The sequence below is a fragment of the Agrobacterium sp. CFBP2214 genome (genome assembly GCF_030209895.1).
Lineage (GTDB): Bacteria > Pseudomonadota > Alphaproteobacteria > Rhizobiales > Rhizobiaceae > Agrobacterium > Agrobacterium radiobacter.
Genome location: NZ_JARVRC010000001.1, coordinates 1,299,074 through 1,314,971, shown reverse-complemented (window position 1 = coordinate 1,314,971; position 15,898 = coordinate 1,299,074). Strand labels below are relative to the sequence as shown.

Annotated in this window: 16 protein-coding genes; 5 read left to right on the top strand and 11 right to left on the bottom strand. The window is 58.5% G+C overall.

The features are described from left to right. Window positions 1-49: 49 nt before the first annotated feature. The 9 genes from bamA to QRN60_RS06490 form a co-directional block, all read right to left on the bottom strand. On the bottom strand, window positions 50-2,374 hold the full coding sequence (bamA, locus tag QRN60_RS06530) for an outer membrane protein assembly factor BamA (RefSeq protein WP_060724139.1): 2,325 nt from the start codon (window positions 2,372-2,374) through the stop codon (window positions 50-52). 199 nt (window positions 2,375-2,573) lie between these two features. After that, window positions 2,574-3,695: an RIP metalloprotease RseP gene (gene rseP, locus QRN60_RS06525; protein ID WP_162687200.1), complete on the bottom strand. Its 1,122-nt coding sequence runs from the start codon at window positions 3,693-3,695 to the stop codon at window positions 2,574-2,576. Between the two features lie 49 nt (window positions 3,696-3,744). Beyond that, a complete protein-coding gene (locus QRN60_RS06520; RefSeq protein WP_080866113.1) occupies window positions 3,745-4,578 on the bottom strand; it encodes a phosphatidate cytidylyltransferase in 834 nt (277 codons plus the stop codon). Beyond that, the gene (locus tag QRN60_RS06515; RefSeq protein ID WP_003502563.1) at window positions 4,578-5,321 is read right to left on the bottom strand and encodes an isoprenyl transferase; all 744 of its coding nucleotides are present in this window, start codon (window positions 5,319-5,321) and stop codon (window positions 4,578-4,580) included. The genes QRN60_RS06520 and QRN60_RS06515 overlap by 1 nt, the downstream gene beginning before the upstream one ends. A gap of 65 nt (window positions 5,322-5,386) precedes the next feature. Continuing rightward, on the bottom strand, window positions 5,387-5,944 hold the full coding sequence (frr, locus tag QRN60_RS06510) for a ribosome recycling factor (RefSeq protein ID WP_003502562.1): 558 nt from the start codon (window positions 5,942-5,944) through the stop codon (window positions 5,387-5,389). Between the two features lie 62 nt (window positions 5,945-6,006). Then, window positions 6,007-6,729, bottom strand: a complete 723-nt coding sequence (gene pyrH / locus QRN60_RS06505; protein ID WP_035218853.1) for a UMP kinase — start codon at window positions 6,727-6,729, stop codon at window positions 6,007-6,009. A gap of 97 nt (window positions 6,730-6,826) precedes the next feature. Then, window positions 6,827-7,753, bottom strand: a complete 927-nt coding sequence (gene tsf, locus QRN60_RS06500; RefSeq protein WP_003502560.1) for a translation elongation factor Ts — start codon at window positions 7,751-7,753, stop codon at window positions 6,827-6,829. A gap of 359 nt (window positions 7,754-8,112) precedes the next feature. Beyond that, a complete protein-coding gene (rpsB, locus tag QRN60_RS06495) occupies window positions 8,113-8,880 on the bottom strand; it encodes a 30S ribosomal protein S2 (RefSeq protein ID WP_003502558.1) in 768 nt (255 codons plus the stop codon). 192 nt (window positions 8,881-9,072) lie between these two features. Beyond that, the gene (locus QRN60_RS06490; protein WP_003502556.1) at window positions 9,073-9,915 is read right to left on the bottom strand and encodes a cell envelope integrity EipB family protein; all 843 of its coding nucleotides are present in this window, start codon (window positions 9,913-9,915) and stop codon (window positions 9,073-9,075) included. 116 nt (window positions 9,916-10,031) lie between these two features. On the opposite strand from QRN60_RS06490, the gene QRN60_RS06485 reads away from it, so the two are divergent. Genes QRN60_RS06485 through QRN60_RS06470 form a run of 4 tightly spaced genes read left to right on the top strand, consistent with a single transcriptional unit; the run spans window position 10,032 to window position 12,883 of the window. Continuing rightward, the gene (locus QRN60_RS06485) at window positions 10,032-10,502 is read left to right on the top strand and encodes a RidA family protein (RefSeq protein ID WP_003502555.1); all 471 of its coding nucleotides are present in this window, start codon (window positions 10,032-10,034) and stop codon (window positions 10,500-10,502) included. After that, complete coding sequence (locus tag QRN60_RS06480; protein WP_284765135.1) at window positions 10,499-11,239, top strand: glycerophosphodiester phosphodiesterase; 741 nt, start codon at window positions 10,499-10,501, stop codon at window positions 11,237-11,239. The genes QRN60_RS06485 and QRN60_RS06480 overlap by 4 nt, the downstream gene beginning before the upstream one ends. Beyond that, window positions 11,236-12,429: a GNAT family N-acetyltransferase gene (locus QRN60_RS06475; RefSeq protein WP_129565063.1), complete on the top strand. Its 1,194-nt coding sequence runs from the start codon at window positions 11,236-11,238 to the stop codon at window positions 12,427-12,429. Before QRN60_RS06480 ends, QRN60_RS06475 begins: the two co-directional genes overlap by 4 nt. Before the next feature lie 22 nt (window positions 12,430-12,451). Beyond that, entirely contained in the window at window positions 12,452-12,883 is a 432-nt protein-coding gene (locus QRN60_RS06470; protein ID WP_003502549.1) for an HIT family protein, read from the top strand. A 177-nt stretch (window positions 12,884-13,060) separates the two neighbouring features. Here the strand turns inward: QRN60_RS06470 and QRN60_RS06465 are convergent, their stop codons facing one another. Beyond that, window positions 13,061-13,912 (bottom strand): urea carboxylase-associated family protein, encoded by an 852-nt coding sequence (locus QRN60_RS06465; RefSeq protein ID WP_020810320.1) that lies wholly within the window; start codon window positions 13,910-13,912, stop codon window positions 13,061-13,063. Window positions 13,913-14,022: 110 nt separating this feature from the next. On the opposite strand from QRN60_RS06465, the gene QRN60_RS06460 reads away from it, so the two are divergent. After that, the gene (locus QRN60_RS06460) at window positions 14,023-14,913 is read left to right on the top strand and encodes a LysR family transcriptional regulator (protein WP_111792763.1); all 891 of its coding nucleotides are present in this window, start codon (window positions 14,023-14,025) and stop codon (window positions 14,911-14,913) included. On the opposite strand, the gene QRN60_RS06455 is transcribed toward QRN60_RS06460, so the two are convergent. Continuing rightward, window positions 14,892-15,842: a phosphatase PAP2 family protein gene (locus QRN60_RS06455; RefSeq protein WP_003502545.1), complete on the bottom strand. Its 951-nt coding sequence runs from the start codon at window positions 15,840-15,842 to the stop codon at window positions 14,892-14,894. The genes QRN60_RS06460 and QRN60_RS06455 overlap by 22 nt on opposite strands. Between the last annotated feature and the right edge of the window lie 56 nt (window positions 15,843-15,898).

Sequence of the window (15,898 nt, the reverse complement as noted above, 5' to 3'; positions counted from 1 at the left end):
CAGCCGGAAACTCCAGAACGTTCAAAGTTGCAGTTCTGGACTGCCGATATCAGAAAGTGTTGGACATGCCAAACCGGAAACGCTGTTCCTCGTCGTAGTCTTCCTTGGCGATCGGTACCGCGTAGTCGACGCGGATCGGACCAAAGGGCGACGCCCACATCACGCCGATACCAGCAGACGCACGGATGGAGTTGTCGTCCTTCACACCTGCGCTGTTGGCAACCTTGTTGCCATAGAGCGTGCCGGCATCGACGAAGCCTGCGAGGCGCAGACCGAAATCTTCCGGAACGCCAGGCATCGGAGCCGTGACTTCAGCAGACGCGGCGAAATAGGTCGTGCCGCCGATGGAGTCGGAGCCGATACGCGGACCGATACCGTCGTTCTTGAAGCCGCGAACCTGACGGCCGCCGAACTTGAACTGATCGAAGACCAGCAGATTGTCGCCCGTCGGCACTACGTGACCGGCCTGACCCGTGAGCGAGCCGATGACATCGTATTCGTCAGACAGCGTATAGAAGAAACGAGCCTTGGCGTAGATCTTGTAATATTCGGAATCGCCGCCGAGGCCTGCAAATTCGTTCGTCAGAGCAGCCTGCCAGCCTTCACGCGGCATGTTGCGGTCGTCGAGCGTATTGTAGTTCAGCGTGTTCGAAATGATGGACTGCGTCCAGTCACCGCCACGGATCAGGTCCTTATAAGGCGCGGCAAGATTGCTGCCGGTTTCCCAGTCGCCTTCGCCATCATAATTGAGCTGCTTGTAGGTGTACTTGAACGTCGTCGAGAGATCTTCGGTAATCGGCGCGGTTACACGCAGCGCGAAACCCTGCTCGTCGTAGTCGTAATAATCTTCGCTGCGGCTCTGGCTCTTGAACAGGTCGAAACCTGCGGCAAGACGATAGCCGAGGAAGTAAGGCTCGGTGAAGGACAGCGTGTAGCTACGTGCATCGTCTTCACCCGCACCAGCGGCGAGACGAATGTACTGTCCACGACCGAGGAAGTTCTTTTCTTCGATGGAGGCTTCGAGCAGAACGCCGTCGTTCTGCGAGTAACCCGCACCGATACCGAACGAACCCGTCGACTGGTCTTCCACATCGACAACAATCACGACGCGGTCAGGCGCGCTGCCGCCGGCGGTCGAGATATTGACCTTCGAGAAATAGCCGAGCGCCTCGAGACGGCGCTTTGCAGCCGTGATGACCGTCTGGTTGAACGCGTCGCCTTCGGAGATATCGAACTCGCGACGAATGACGTAGTCACGCGTACGGGTGTTGCCACGGATTTCGATGCGCTCGACATAGGCGCGCTCGCCCTGATCGACGATATAGGTTACGCCGATGGTGTTGCCAGCCATGTCACGGTCGCCGCGCGGCGTTACGCGGGCAAAGGGATAACCTTCGCCGGCCACGCGCTTGGAAATCGCTTCCATGCTCTGCTGAACTTCCTTGGCGCTGTAGCTGCCACCCTGACGGGTTTCCACGAGGCCCTGAAGTTCGGAACCATCGACGCCCGGAACGGTCGATTCGACCGCGACGTTGCCGAAGTTATAACGCTGACCTTCATCGACCGTGATGGAGACGGTGTATTCGTTCTTGGACTCGTCCAGCACCGCCTCGGAGGACACGACCCGGAAGTCGGCGTAACCGCGGTTGTAATAGAACTGGCGCAGCGCCTCTTCGTCGGCGCGCAGCTTGTCCTCGTTATAAACGTCCTTACGCGTCAGGAACGACAGCATGTTGGACTTCTTGGTATTGATGACAGCGGCCAGACGACCATCGCTGTAGGCATTGTTGCCGACGAAATCGATACGGCCGATCTTCGTACGCTCGCCTTCATTGATGACGAAAGCAATGTTCACACGGCCCTGACCGACGGAAACGGTCTGCGTGGTGATTTCGACGTCACTACGGCCGATCGCGGCATAGGCTTCCTTGATGCGGGCGATATCCGCCGTCACGATAGCCTGATTGAAGGGGCCAAGCGCCTGTGTCTGTACGACGCCAGCGAGCTTGTCGTCCTTGATCTTGCGGTTACCGTTGAAGACCACCTGGTTGACCAGCTGGTTCTCGTTAACAGTAACGACCAGCGTGCTGCCGGAAACGCGCATGGAGACATTCGAGAAATAACCGGTGGCGTAAAGACGCTTCACCGATTCATCGATATCCGAATTGGAAAAGTTCTTACCCGGCGCAATGGTGATGTTGGAGCGCACGGAGTCCGCACCAGACCTCTCGGCCCCGCGAACATCGATCTTGCTGATGACGGCTGCATTCGCAACACCAGCAGAGGCAAGCACGCCAAGGCCCGCAACCGAAGAAACACCAGCAGACAGCGCAACCGCCGACACCGCGTTCAAAAATCTTGAACCAGCCTTCATTTCAATTCTTACCTTTTTACGTTGTCCCTCAGCGGGCTGAACCCGACTCCGGCCATGTGCGTCGTTTTACCTGCTTTTCCCCTACAAGCAAGTCAGAACGTTAAATTCTGTTTACTTCGTGATCCAGAGTGGCGCATTCGCCACTTCGGCATAAAAACAAGGTAAACAGACAACTAACAAAACCGTTAAAACACAATCCTCAGCCGATCAAGCTGCTGATATCATTCCATGTTGCAAAAACCATAAGACCCAAAATCATCATCATGCCGATACGGAACGCGACTTCCTGCGCGCCCGCGCCGAGCGGCCTGCCGCGAATGGCCTCGATCGCGTAAAACACCAGATGGCCGCCGTCCAGAACCGGGACGGGCATCAGGTTCAGCAGACCGATCGAAACGGAAAGGACTGCGGCAAGCTGGATAACGGCGGAAATGCCGAGCGTCGCCATCTGGCCGGACGCCTGCGCGACACGGACCGGACCGCCCAGCTGATCGGCATTCATGCGGCCGGTCACGAGGTTGCCGATGTAGTTGAAGGTGCCGGTAATGACGTGGCCGGTTTCGCGCACGCCCTCAACCAGCGCCTCGGTCGGCGAATATTCGATGTGGCGGAAATTGCCGCTGGTCTGGTCGGTGACGATGCCGATAATGCCCATTTCCAGCTTGTTGCCGAACTGGTCAGTGGTTTCCGTGCGCGTCGGAACCATCGGCAGCTTCAGCTCCTCGCCTGCCCTTTCGACAGTTACGGTGATCGGCGTGCCCGGGCGGATGCCGACGTAACGACGGACATCCTCGAAAGTCATCACCTTTTCACCATCGATTGCGACCAGTCGGTCGCCGGGCCGTACGCCAGCTGCGGCGGCAGCGCTGTTTTCGCGCACTTCCGCCACGACTGGATCGGCGATCATCCGGCCATAAATGCCGAAAAGCACCGCGAAGATGAGAATGGCGAGAATGAAATTTGCGATTGGGCCCGCAGCAACCGTGGCCGCTCTTTTCCACAGCTTTGCGCCGGAAAGCGTCTGCGCCCTCTCCTCCAGCGACATATGCGACAGGCCGGAACTATCCGGTTTGCTGGCGGCATCCTCATCACCGAAGAACTTGACGTAACCGCCGAGCGGGATCGCGGAAATCTTCCATCTCGTGCCGCGCTTGTCGGTGAAACCGATCAGCTCCGGGCCGAAGCCGATGGAAAATGCCGTGGAACGGATGCCGCACCAGCGCCCTACCAGATAGTGGCCCATTTCATGGACAAAAACGAGCAGGGACAGCACCAGGATGAAGGGCACGATATAGCCGGTCAGAAAGCCGGTCGCCGCCATTACTGTGTTCATGACAATCTGCCCTTTATGTCGTGACCTTTCGCGCCGCTCAGAAACCCGGCAACAGACCGCCGCCCGATCCGGGCACGTCGCCGGTTGCCGCCGCATGCACGAAAGCAATGAGGAATACCGTAAAGCAGGCGAAAACAAGACCGTCAACACGGTCCATGAAGCCGCCATGGCCCGGAATGAGATGGCTGGAATCCTTGACCTGGAAACGTCGTTTCACGAAGGATTCAAAGAGATCACCTATCTGGCTGAATACCGACAGGATGAACGCGAGCCCCAGCACCAGCAGGCTGATTCTGCCGTGATAGGCCATGGACACCGCGCCGCCGCCGATCACAGCCGCCGCTGCCCCGCCGATCGCACCCGACCAGGTCTTGCCGGGCGAAATCGAAGGCGCAAGCTTCGGCCCGCCAATGGCGCGTCCAACGAAATAGGCGAGAATATCCGTCGACCAGACAACGGCGAAGATGAAAAGGATGGACACGAAGCCCGTCAGCTCATCACCGCGAATGGCCGCCAGCGATATGCCGCTCAGACCCGCATAAAAAATGCCACCCACCAGCCACCAGTTCCTGCCGCGCAAAACCGGAAACAGGGCTGCGGTCAGCGTGAAGCCGGATAAAAGCGGCAGATCGAGCGAGGATTCGCCGAAAATCGTGTTGCCGGCGATAACGGCGACCGCGAACCAGCCCCAGGCATTGCCGGTCGGGTTGGCCTCCGACAGCCGGGTAATCGTCGACCATTCATAATAGATGAGGATCGCCAGAAGACCCGCGACGATGCGGAACAGAATGCCGCCATACCAGGTCGCGGCCAGAATGACCGCTGCCATGACGATTGCGGAGACGATCCGCAGTCTGAGTTCACGGCTCATCAGGCGCCTGCCACGGCAACCTGCTCGGTGAGTGCACCAAAGCGGCGGTCACGCGTTGCATATTGCTCGATTGCGGAGAAGAATCGCTGGCGGTCGAAGTCGGGCCAATATTCGGGAACGAAGAGGAACTCAGAATAAGCGGCCTGCCAGAGCAGGAAGTTCGACAGGCGCTCTTCGCCACTGGTGCGGATGATAAGATCCGGATCCGGCATGCCCGACGTGTCAAGCCGGGCCGAAATCATCTCCGGCGTGATCGAAGCGGCATCGAGCCGGCCTTCGGCGACATCGCGGGCGATTGCCACCGTCGCGCGCGCAATCTCGTCACGGCTTCCATAGTTGAAGGCGATCACCAGCGTCAGCTTGGTATTGCCAGCCGTCATCTGCTCCGCCTCTTCGAGGAGAGAGCGTATGTCGGTCTTCAGCCCCTGCCGGTCACCGATGATCCGCACACGGACATTTTCGCGATGCAGTTCGGCAAGGTCACGCCGGATGAAAGCCTTCAACAGCCCCATCAGGTCACTCACCTCGGATTCGGGTCTGCGCCAGTTTTCCGACGAGAAAGCAAACAGCGTGAGATAGCGTATTCCGCAATCACCGGCCGCGCGCACGGTTTCGCGCACGGCCTCCACCCCGCGGCGATGCCCCATCACGCGCGGAAGACCGCGCTGCTTTGCCCAGCGTCCATTGCCATCCATGATGATGGCGACGTGCTCGGGTATGGAGGAACGTGTCGTCGTCGGCATATCGATCCAGTAACAGGGCAGCGCGGAATTAAAACGAATAAAATACAGGTCTACCGCAAGCGATATCAGACCTGCATGATTTCCTTTTCCTTCTCGGCAAGCAAGCGGTCAATTTCCGAAATCGTGTCGTCGGTCATTTTCTGCACCTTTTCCGACTGTCCACGGCTTTCGTCCTGACCGATGTCGCCATCCTTTTCGGCTTTTTTCAGACCATCCATGCCGTCGCGGCGCACATGGCGAATCGCGACCTTGGACTTTTCGGCATAATCATGAGCGACCTTGACCAGCGACTTGCGGCGCTCTTCGTTCAGTTCAGGCAGCGGAATTCTGAGGTTCTGACCATCGACGATCGGGTTAAGGCCGAGATTGGATTCCCGGATCGCGCGATCGACGGCATTGACCATCGACTTGTCCCAGATGTTGACGCCGAGCATGCGCGGCTCCGGAACCGTGATGTTTGCAACCTGGTTGAGCGGCACACGCGAACCGTAAGCTTCAATGGTGACCGGATCGAGAATGTTGGCCGAAGCCCGGCCGGTGCGCAGCGATGCGATATCGCTCTTGAATGCGTTGATGGCGCCATCCATGCGGCGCTTGATATCGTTGAGGTCAATACCACTCATCTTGATACTCCGTCTCTGTCGGCTGTGGCCGGAATTCGCCCAGGGGGCGGCGTCTTTTTTGATTACTTGTCGTGCACGATGGTCTTGCGGCCACCGCCGGTCAATATCTGCGCGAAACCGCCCTTCTCGTGGATCGAGAAGACAATGATCGGAATATGGTTTTCGCGAGCAAGCGCGACAGCGGCGATATCCATGACCGCCAGGCCCTTGCCGAGCACTTCGCTATGGGTCAGCTCATCGAAACGGGTGGCTGCCGGATCCTTCTTCGGATCGGCAGAGTAGATGCCATCCACCTGGGTACCCTTGAAGATCGCCTCGGCGCCCATTTCCGCTGCGCGAAGCGCTGCAGCAGAATCGGTGGTGAAGAACGGGTTGCCCGTACCGCCGGCGAAAATAACCACACGCCCCTGTGCGAGATGGTGAAGGGCGGCGCGCTGGGAGAAGCTCTCACAGATTTCAGGCATCGCGATTGCCGAGAGAACGACGGTGTCGATGCTGAGCTTGCGAAGCGAGGTTGCGAGCGCCAGTGCGTTGATGACGGTTGCCAGCATGCCCATATGGTCGCCGGTAACACGATCGCCCCCCTTGGAGGCCACGGCCACGCCGCGGAAAATATTGCCGCCGCCGACGACAACGCCGACTTCAACACCCATCGCCCTCGCCTCGGCGATATCGGAGGCGATACGGTCGGCCACCGCCACATCGATACCGAAACCCTGATCGCCCATAAGGGCTTCGCCGGAAGCCTTGAGAAGAACACGTTTGTAGATCGGCTTGGAAGACATCATGACTCCTCGGAAATGTAACCGAAACGCGGATACACGAAGGGCACCGCGTTGTCACGCGATGCCCTCCCGTTTTCCCAAGATTGGGTAAATATAATCAGCCCTTGGCGACTGCGGCGACTTCTGCTGCGAAATCGCTTTCTTCCTTTTCGACGCCTTCGCCGAGCAGCAGGCGAACCATGCCCGTCACTTCGATGGAAGCGCCGGCTTCCTTTTCGGCTTCCTTGACGGCAGCGCCGACAGTGATGTCGGGGTTGATGACGAAAGCCTGCGACAGAAGAGCTACTTCTTCGAAGAACTTGCGCATACGGCCATCAACCATCTTTTCGATGATGGCTTCCGGCTTGCCGGATTCGCGGGCCTGTTCGATGAAGACGTTGCGCTCGCGCTCGGCCACGGCAGCGTCGACTTCTTCAGCGCGGATGGCGAGCGGGTTGGTCGCAGCGATGTGCATGGCAACCTGGCGGCCGATCGAGTTCAGAACGGCCTTGTCGCCGTCCGACTTCAGGGCAACGAGAACGCCGAGCTTGCCGATGCCGTCGCCGGCAGCGTTGTGGATGTAGGTCGCAACAACACCGTGCGGCACTTCGAGTGCAGCCGAGCGGCGCAGCGTCATGTTTTCACCGATCGTAGCGATCGCGTCCTTGATGCTGTCGGAAACGGACTTGCCGGTTGCCGGATAGGTCGCAGCGGAAACAGCGTCAACGGTGCCGTCGGTGGTGAGGGCAACCTGGGCGATACCGCGGATGAGGTCCTGGAACGCATCGTTGCGGGCAACGAAGTCGGTTTCGGAGTTCAGCTCGACAACAACAGCCTTGTGACCCATGGTGGCAACGCCGACCAGACCTTCGGCAGCCGTACGGCCGGACTTCTTGTCGGCCTTTGCGATGCCCTTGGCGCGCAGCCAGTCGATCGCCGCTTCCATGTCGCCATTGGTCTCAGCAAGAGCCTTCTTGCAGTCCATCATGCCTGCGCCAGACTTCTCGCGCAGTTCCTTCACCATTGCGGCTGTGATTTCGGTCATTGTTTGCCTCTTATCGGTTCGATCGGTCAGCCGGCGGAATTTGCCGTGCCGAAGTTCTGGGTGATGACTGTACCCGGCCGCACACCCTTTGAAACCGGAGAGGATTTCAGGAAAGGGGCATGCGCATTCCCAAGTGCTGCGGCGTCTCCATACATCGAAATGATGGGTGCCGCCGAAGTGTGACAGCGTTATGAAGACTGCCTTGCGTTTCAACCACGTCAGACGCCAGCGGTTTCCAAAAAACGTGGCGGAGCGCTTGAAACGAACAAGGCCGTCAACCCATTGAAGGTCTTTGACGGCCTTGTCATATCCTGGTCGAGGAGACGGCGATAAGAAACCGCCGCCAGACAGGGCCTAAATCAGGCGCCAGCCTCGTCTTCGAGAGCGGGCTCGATCGGAGCTTCTTCAGAAGCGCCGATGTCGCGGCCGGAAGCACCCTGCTGACGGGCAATACCGTCGATGGCAGCGCGGGCAATCAGGTCGCAGTAGAGCGAGATGGCGCGCGAAGCATCGTCGTTACCCGGGATCGGGTAGTCGATATGGTCCGGGTCGCAGTTGCTGTCGATGATCGCAACGACCGGGATGCCAAGACGCTTGGCTTCTTCGATCGCGATCTTTTCCTTGTTGGTGTCGATGATGAACATCAGGTCCGGAACGCCGCCCATATCGCGGATACCGCCGAGAGCCTTTTCAAGCTTTTCGCGCTCGCGCTCAAGGTTCAGGCGTTCCTTCTTGGAATAGCCGGAGCCTTCCGAATTCAGGATTTCGTCAACCTTGCGCAGACGCTGGATCGAGTTCGAAATGGTCTTCCAGTTGGTCATCATGCCGCCGAGCCAGCGGGAGTTGACGTAATACTGGGCCGAACGTTTTGCGCTGTCGGCGATGATTTCGGACGCCTGACGCTTGGTGCCGACGAACAGAACGCGGCCGCCACGGGCAACGGTGTCGGACACGACCTGAAGGGCGCGCGACAGCATCGGAACGGTCTGAGCCAGGTCGATGATGTGGATGTTGTTACGGTCGCCGAAGATGTACGGCTTCATCTTCGGGTTCCAGCGGTGCGTCTGGTGGCCGAAGTGAACACCAGCTTCCAGAAGCTGACGCATAGAAAAATCGGGCAATGCCATGCCTTGTTACTCCTTTTCCGGTTTAACCCCCGCGAAGCGAACAGCGCCGATTTTCATCGACACCACCGGGCGGAACGGACCGGATTTCTCCCGGAACATCCCAAGCTTCGCGTGTGGAATGGTGAGCCGCATACAGTCGCCCGCGTAAAAATGCAAGCATTTATGCGAAAAAACCGGCGAAATAGCCGCGTTTCAGCGAACGGGCTTGTTTTCGCAGGTTTCGGGCTTGAGAATATCGAGCTTCGCAAGCTTTCCCGTCAGGACGAAATCGCCGTAATCCATCGTCAGATCGCGGGTGATTCCGTTTTCATAAAGCTTGAACGACATGCGGTAGATCGGCAGGGCGTCGGTGCCGGTCTTGTCGTTGTAATAGGCGATCGTTACCGGCCAGAAGGCAGCCTTGGCGAATTCGCCCGCCTTGCCGGCGTCGGCATCGCCATCCTTCGGCATTTGCGATTTACCGACCAGCGTGGAGGTGATCAGGCTTTCGTCGCCATCATCAGAACCGTCGAATATCCGGGATTCGAAAATACGCTTTCCCTGTTTCGCATGTTCGATGACCTGAAACATGTGCTGTGTCGGGAATTCGCTGGCGACGAGACTGATCTGGCGGGCATCCGGCCGGGTCAGATCGACCTTCACGCCCTCGGTGCTGTCGGTTGCCGCCCCCTGCACTTCCTTGTCCAGCTTGTCGTCGGTGTAGGATTTGGTCTCGAAGGTGAATTTCTTCGCGGCAAGGTCTTCGAAAGTCGTGGTCTGCTGGTCGGTCATGCGCACGGCGTCGCCGGTGTTGATCTGCGTCACGAAACGGAAATCGGTCTTGTAACCCTGACAGGATGAGCCGGTGAATTCATAGACCATGCGGCCGGTCATGCCCTCGATGCCGGAGCGATCCGACGCATCCTTGAGTTCGAGATCGTAGACGGCGCGGTGGGCGACGAGATCCGGAACCGTGACGGGCAAGGCATTGGCAGCGCTTGACAGGCCGGTCATAAGCCCTGTTGCGGCAACGAAACCAAGCGTCCTGACAAACATGCAATATCTCCTGTTGGACTCGCCGCTCATATTGTACAAGCAACCGCCCGGCTTTTGGATCAACATCTTCTGAATGCCGGATTCTTGAAGGATTTACAACAAAACCGGAGACGAAAATGTCGGACGTCATCGAAGGCCGCCTCAAGGAACTTGGCTTCACGCTTCCCGTCGCCGCGGCGCCAGCCGCAAACTACGTTCCGTTCACCATCAGCGGCAATCTTCTTTATGTATCGGGTCAACTGCCGATGGAATCAGGCAAGATTGCGGTGACGGGCCTCGTTGGCCGCGATGTTGACGTGCCAGGCGCCCAGCGCGCGGCAGAATTATGCGCCGTCAACATTCTCGCACAGGTCAAGGCCGCTTTGAATGGTGACCTCTCGAAAATCCGCCGTGTCATCAAGTTGAATGGCTTTGTTGCCTCGGTTCCGGAGTTCGTGGAACAGCATCTCGTCATCAATGGCGCCTCCAATCTTCTCGCCAATGTTCTCGGTGATGCCGGTAAACATGCCCGCGCCGCCGTCGGCATGGCCTGCCTGCCCTTCAACGCATCAGTCGAAATCGACGCCATCGTGGAAATCGACGTATGACGCTCAAGCTTTCCTGGCTGACGGCTGAGCCCGTCGCCCATAGCGGTTATCATGATCTCAACAAGGCGGTCTGGGAAAACACGCTTTCCGCCTTTTCCCGCGCCATCGAGGCCGGTTTCGCCATCGAATGCGACGTTCAGCTGGCAGCCGACAGCGTTCCGGTGATTTTTCACGACGACGACATGGCCCGCCTGACGGGCATCAAGGGCGACGTGCGCGAACGCACATCGGCCGAGCTGTCCCTTCTTGCCGTCGGTCAGACCAAGGATCGGGTTCCAACGCTCAAGCAGCTTCTGACGCTCTGCGCCGGCAAGGTGCCGCTGGTGATCGAGCTGAAGGGCCGTGCTGGCGAAGGCGTCGATGACGGTTTTGCCGAGGCGGTTCTGGAGGACCTCGAGGGCTACAAGGGCCATGTGGCGCTGATGAGCTTCGACCATCACCTGCTGAAGGACCTGAAGGCTGCGGGCTCGCCCTGGCCGCTGGGCCTCACCGCCGAGGGCGACAAGCCGGAAGACTTCTTCAAACATGATGAAGCGATGCAGCTGGGGCTCGATTTCATCTCCTATCATTGGGGTCATCTGCCCAACAGCTTCATCGAAGCGCAAAGAAAACTCGGGCTTCCGGTGATTACCTGGACGGTCAGGGATGAAAATGCGCGCGAGACTACCTATAAATATGCGGACCAGATGACATTCGAAGGTTTCGACCCGAGAGAGAACCCATCCGCGACGGCATGACAGAAGACTATTCCATCAGCATTGCGCAATCCTTTGGGGATATCGATCCGGAAAGCTGGAAACGGCTTTCCGGAACATCGCGCAATACATCAGGAAAACACTACAACCCTTTTATCTCCCACGAATTTCTATCGTCTATGGAAGAGTCCGGCTCGGCGACAGCCAAAACCGGCTGGCTTGGCCACCATCTTCTTCTCGAAAACGCCTCCGGTGTGCTCGTCGGCGCAGTGCCGGCCTATCTGAAAAACCACAGCAAGGGCGAATACGTCTTCGACCACGGCTGGGCGGATGCTTTCGAGCGGGCCGGCGGCCATTATTATCCGAAGCTGCAATGCTCGGTGCCCTTCACGCCGGCAACCGGGCCACGCCTGCTCGTTTCCGAAGCGGTGGACGAAACGCGCTTTAAACCGCTTCTTGCCTCCGGCCTCGCCCAGGTGGCCGAAAAGATCGGCGTCTCTTCCGCCCATGTCACGTTTCTCGAAGAAGACGATCTGTCTGCCCTTCTGCCCCGCGATTTCCTGCACAGGACAGACCAGCAGTTCCACTTCATCAATGATGGCTATCGCGACCACGATGATTTTCTCGATGCCCTTTCTTCGCGCAAGCGAAAGGGGCTGAAAAAGGAACGCCGTGCGGCGCTGGAACACGGTATCGAGATCGACTGGTTGACCGGAAGCGACCTCACCGAAGACATCTGGGACCAGTTCTTCGCCTTCTACATGGATACCGGCAGCCGCAAATGGGGCCGGCCTTATCTCACGCGGGAGTTCTATTCGCTGATCGGCGAGCGCATGGCCGATGATGTGCTGCTGGTGATGGCGAAACGCGATGGGCGCTATATTGCGGGGGCAATCAACTTCATAGGCTCGGATGCGCTTTATGGTCGCCATTGGGGCTGCATCGAGGATCATCCCTTCCTGCATTTCGAGGTCTGTTACCATCAGGCAATCGATTTTGCGCTGGCGAAGGGGTTGAAACGGGTGGAAGCGGGCGCCCAGGGCGAGCACAAGCTGGCGCGTGGTTACGTGCCGGTGACCACCCATTCGGCGCATTTCATCGCCCATCCGGGCCTGCGCCGCGCCATTGCCGATTATCTTCAGCGCGAACGCGAAGAGGTCGAACATATCGGCGATTATCTTGATGAACACACGCCCTTCCGCAAGGGCGAGAGACAGGAACCGGACGTATAGTCCGCTACGAGGAGAGATCACGATGACGGCCAGCGCCTATGACGACAACAATATCTTCGCAAAAATCCTGCGTGGCGAAATTCCGAGCCACAAGCTTTACGAAGACGAGCATACGCTTGCTTTCATGGATGTGATGCCGCAGGCCCCCGGCCATCTGCTCGTCGTTCCCAAGACCGGCTCGCGCAATCTGCTCGATGCCGACCCCGAGGTTCTGGCAAGGACAATTCCCGTGGTGCAGAAACTGGCCGTCGCGGCCAAGGAAGCCTTCGATGCAGACGGCGTCTTCGTCGCCCAGTTCAATGAGCCGGCGGCCGGGCAGACCGTTTTCCATCTGCATTTCCACGTCATTCCGCGCAAGGAAGGCGAGCCGTTGAAGCCGCATTCCGGCGTGATGGCCGATGGCGAGGTACTGAAGGCCCACGCGGCGAAGATAAAGGCTGCGCTTGCTTCGTGATGCGTGCCAAGACGCCAACGCGTCTGGCAGAACCGCAGCTTCCGCAGATCGTCACCCCGGACTGGATCCGGGGTCCAGCGCGATCAAGTCCTTGATCGCAAAGACTATCCTTACGGCGCCGACGCGCCGTGACTGGATGCCGGATCTAGTCCGGCATGACGGCGGTGGTGCTTATCATCATTCCACAGGCTGATACGCATTCCTCTGCGGCCATGGCCAGCCTTCAAGCACCGCCATATCCGGCCGGAATATCTCCACCTTCAACGGATAACAGGCCGCCGTATCGCTGGAATGTGTGGCGCTGCAATCACCGCCCGGGCAGGCGGACAGCGCGCCGATAAGATCGATCTCCGCAAAAAGCTCCAGATAATCTCCCGGCCGCACCGGGCTCGCTTTCATGAAATATTGATGCGTGTCGCGGGTAAAGCCCGTGCACATGAACACGTTCAGCACGTCGTGCACATGCGGCTCCGCCTCCTGGAACGACAGACCCTTGGCCGAGGCGAGCGCATTCGTCAGGTTCGAATGACAGCAATGGTGATAGTCGCCGCCGCTCAAAAGCCTGTTGGTATAGGGATCGCAGCGGGTGCCGATCACGTCATGCACCCCGCCGCCATCCTCGTCGAAGCCATACCATGACAGCGTGTCGTGCGTGATGGTCGCCATTGGCCGCAGCGATGGCAGGTTGCTCCAAAGCCGATTGCCGACCGAAACGTGGGTGGCGTGCAGGGCGCGGGTCTTGCCGCTGAAAAACCGCTCGGTCAGATCATGGGCGTTCCATAGGTTCAGGTCTCCCACCTGCGGACCTTCGATGCTCACGATGCGAAAGAAATGTCCTTTCGGCACATGAAAGGTGCGACCGTCACGCGGCGGCACGATGACCTCATCGATCTTTTCCATGCCATTCTTTGCCTGCGCCAGGCGCGCGAGGTCCGGCGTCTCAAGCGTGCCGTTCGGATAAACGACAACGGGACGGACGGCGCGGCGTGCAGCGGCGTCAGCGGGTTCGGCGACGGGCATGGGGGTCATGAAATCCTCTGATCGATGAAAATACCGATGCGAAATTGCGTCAGGAATACCCGCCTGACAAGACGGGTTTTTCTTGCGCTCAGACCAAGTCTGACTTAGCCTTGGCAATCATGAAGCTGCCTCCCCTTGCCACCCTCCGCGCATTCGAAGCCGCCGCCAGAAGAACGAGTTTTTCTCTGGCCGGGCAGGAACTCGGCATGACGGCGACTGCCGTGAGCCAGCATGTGCGCAATCTGGAGGCCTGGCTTGGCGTGGCCCTGTTCGAGCGGCATGCTAGAGGCGTGAGGCTCACCCCGGCCGGCCGGGAATTCGGTCTTACGGTTTCGTCAGGCCTGCGGCAGATCGCCTCCGGCGCAGAGCGGATCAGCCGCGGCCGTGACCGCATGACCGTCCGCCTTGCCAGCCTGCCCTCCGTCGTGGCGCATTTTCTGACTCCCCGCCTGCCCCGCTTCCGGGCGCTTTACGCGGATATCCAGGTATCCATCAGCTATTCCGGAGCACATCATGCAGTGCCGGCTGATCTGACCATAGGGCATGGGGTGGTCTCCGGGGAAAATGCCGTAGCTCTCTTTAGCGCTGAGACCCGGCCGACATGCGCGCCAAGCTATGCCGCCGAATTCGGTCCTTTCGACGACGTTGACAGCCTGTTGCGAGCGGAATTGCTGCATGACGATACCGAAGCGGCATGGCAGAACTGGTTCGCAGCCGACGGGATATCCCTCCCCGATAATGCCGGCCCCGTTTTCGCGGATTTCAATCTGCTCGTGACCGCGCTCAAAGCAGGACAAGGCGTCGGCCTTTGCCCGACGGCGCTTCTTCACGACGAGATTGCCAACGGTCAACTGACCGTGCTTTTCGACCGGGCCGCCGATACGGAGAAATATTACTGGCTGATGGAAGCAGAGGAGATAACCGCCCCGGCCCGCATATTATCGGACTGGCTTGTTGCGGAAGCCCGGGAGAGCGAAACGCGTCGCAATTATTCTGCCGCGACGATCTGAATACGGGAGGCAGCCGCCGCTTCGGTCAGTTCCCTCGCCGACAGCCGGTTGAGCAGGCGGGACGATACAGCACAAATGACGACAAAAGCAGCGAGACCGCCGAAAACATCCGAAAGATGGTGTCCACCCTGAACAAGAACGGCCAGCGGCATCAACAGGTTTATCGGCAAGATCGCTGCCATCACCGCCCAGTGACGCGGCATGAACCAGACTGACATTGCCGCCATGAAGATATGAAACGATGGAAAGCCGATCAGCCCCAGGACATTTTTGGGAGAAAGATAGACCACTCCCTCGGTTATAAGGCGGTTCAACTCTTGGCCGTAATTATTATCAACGGCCAGGGGGATAGCCTGTGATACCCACTGCGGCAATTGCACATAGGCTGAAGGTCCGAATGTCGGGAAGAATATCCAAAAGACGATACATGCAAACGCCCCCAGCACTCCCGTCACCAGGAAGTGGTGCAGCATCCGCTGGTTGCCGGTGAAGCCGAGCGTAAGGACGATCACCAGAAGCTGCGGCAACGATGAGGCATAGACGAAAAACAGTCCGGTTCCGATCCATGGATGGGTTGCCGCCCACAAGACGACGCCCGTCCAACTGTAGCCAAACGCTGCATCCACACCGAAAAGCACATGATCAATCGCTGGAAAGGCGACAGGTAGGAACATGTAGTTGAAAATCGAAGCGGCAAGCGTGAACAGGATGAATAGCCCGCCAGAAATCAGGGCGACTGCGATGCGAAGATCGCGCCCGCTAGTGCGATATAGCTGACCGAGGATAAAAACGCCGACGCCTGCCAGAACGCACAGAAGATATCCGGCGTAATCGACACGAATGCCTTTGACCGCAATCAATACCGCATCGATAACGAATAATGTTGCGATAAATCCAAGTACAAAACGCTCTGCCGCAAAGAGTCGCATTGAATTCCGGTCCCTGTTTCAACCAGCGGCAAAGTAGGGCAATGAGCTTAATATTC

What these genes read in the sequence shown, in the direction of transcription:
- bamA (WP_060724139.1), bottom strand. Translation starts at nt 2,374, where the DNA reads ATGAAGGCTGGTTCAAGATTTTTGAACGCGGTGTCGGCGGTTGCGCTG.
- rseP (WP_162687200.1), bottom strand. Translation starts at nt 3,695, where the DNA reads ATGGCGGCGACCGGCTTTCTGACCGGCTATATCGTGCCCTTCATCCTG.
- QRN60_RS06520 (WP_080866113.1), bottom strand. Translation starts at nt 4,578, where the DNA reads ATGAGCCGTGAACTCAGACTGCGGATCGTCTCCGCAATCGTCATGGCA.
- QRN60_RS06515 (WP_003502563.1), bottom strand. Translation starts at nt 5,321, where the DNA reads ATGCCGACGACGACACGTTCCTCCATACCCGAGCACGTCGCCATCATC.
- frr (WP_003502562.1), bottom strand. Translation starts at nt 5,944, where the DNA reads ATGAGTGGTATTGACCTCAACGATATCAAGCGCCGCATGGATGGCGCC.
- pyrH (WP_035218853.1), bottom strand. Translation starts at nt 6,729, where the DNA reads ATGTCTTCCAAGCCGATCTACAAACGTGTTCTTCTCAAGGCTTCCGGC.
- tsf (WP_003502560.1), bottom strand. Translation starts at nt 7,753, where the DNA reads ATGACCGAAATCACAGCCGCAATGGTGAAGGAACTGCGCGAGAAGTCT.
- rpsB (WP_003502558.1), bottom strand. Translation starts at nt 8,880, where the DNA reads ATGGCATTGCCCGATTTTTCTATGCGTCAGCTTCTGGAAGCTGGTGTT.
- QRN60_RS06490 (WP_003502556.1), bottom strand. Translation starts at nt 9,915, where the DNA reads ATGTTTGTCAGGACGCTTGGTTTCGTTGCCGCAACAGGGCTTATGACC.
- QRN60_RS06485 (WP_003502555.1), top strand. Translation starts at nt 10,032, where the DNA reads ATGTCGGACGTCATCGAAGGCCGCCTCAAGGAACTTGGCTTCACGCTT.
- QRN60_RS06480 (WP_284765135.1), top strand. Translation starts at nt 10,499, where the DNA reads ATGACGCTCAAGCTTTCCTGGCTGACGGCTGAGCCCGTCGCCCATAGC.
- QRN60_RS06475 (WP_129565063.1), top strand. Translation starts at nt 11,236, where the DNA reads ATGACAGAAGACTATTCCATCAGCATTGCGCAATCCTTTGGGGATATC.
- QRN60_RS06470 (WP_003502549.1), top strand. Translation starts at nt 12,452, where the DNA reads ATGACGGCCAGCGCCTATGACGACAACAATATCTTCGCAAAAATCCTG.
- QRN60_RS06465 (WP_020810320.1), bottom strand. Translation starts at nt 13,912, where the DNA reads ATGACCCCCATGCCCGTCGCCGAACCCGCTGACGCCGCTGCACGCCGC.
- QRN60_RS06460 (WP_111792763.1), top strand. Translation starts at nt 14,023, where the DNA reads ATGAAGCTGCCTCCCCTTGCCACCCTCCGCGCATTCGAAGCCGCCGCC.
- QRN60_RS06455 (WP_003502545.1), bottom strand. Translation starts at nt 15,842, where the DNA reads ATGCGACTCTTTGCGGCAGAGCGTTTTGTACTTGGATTTATCGCAACA.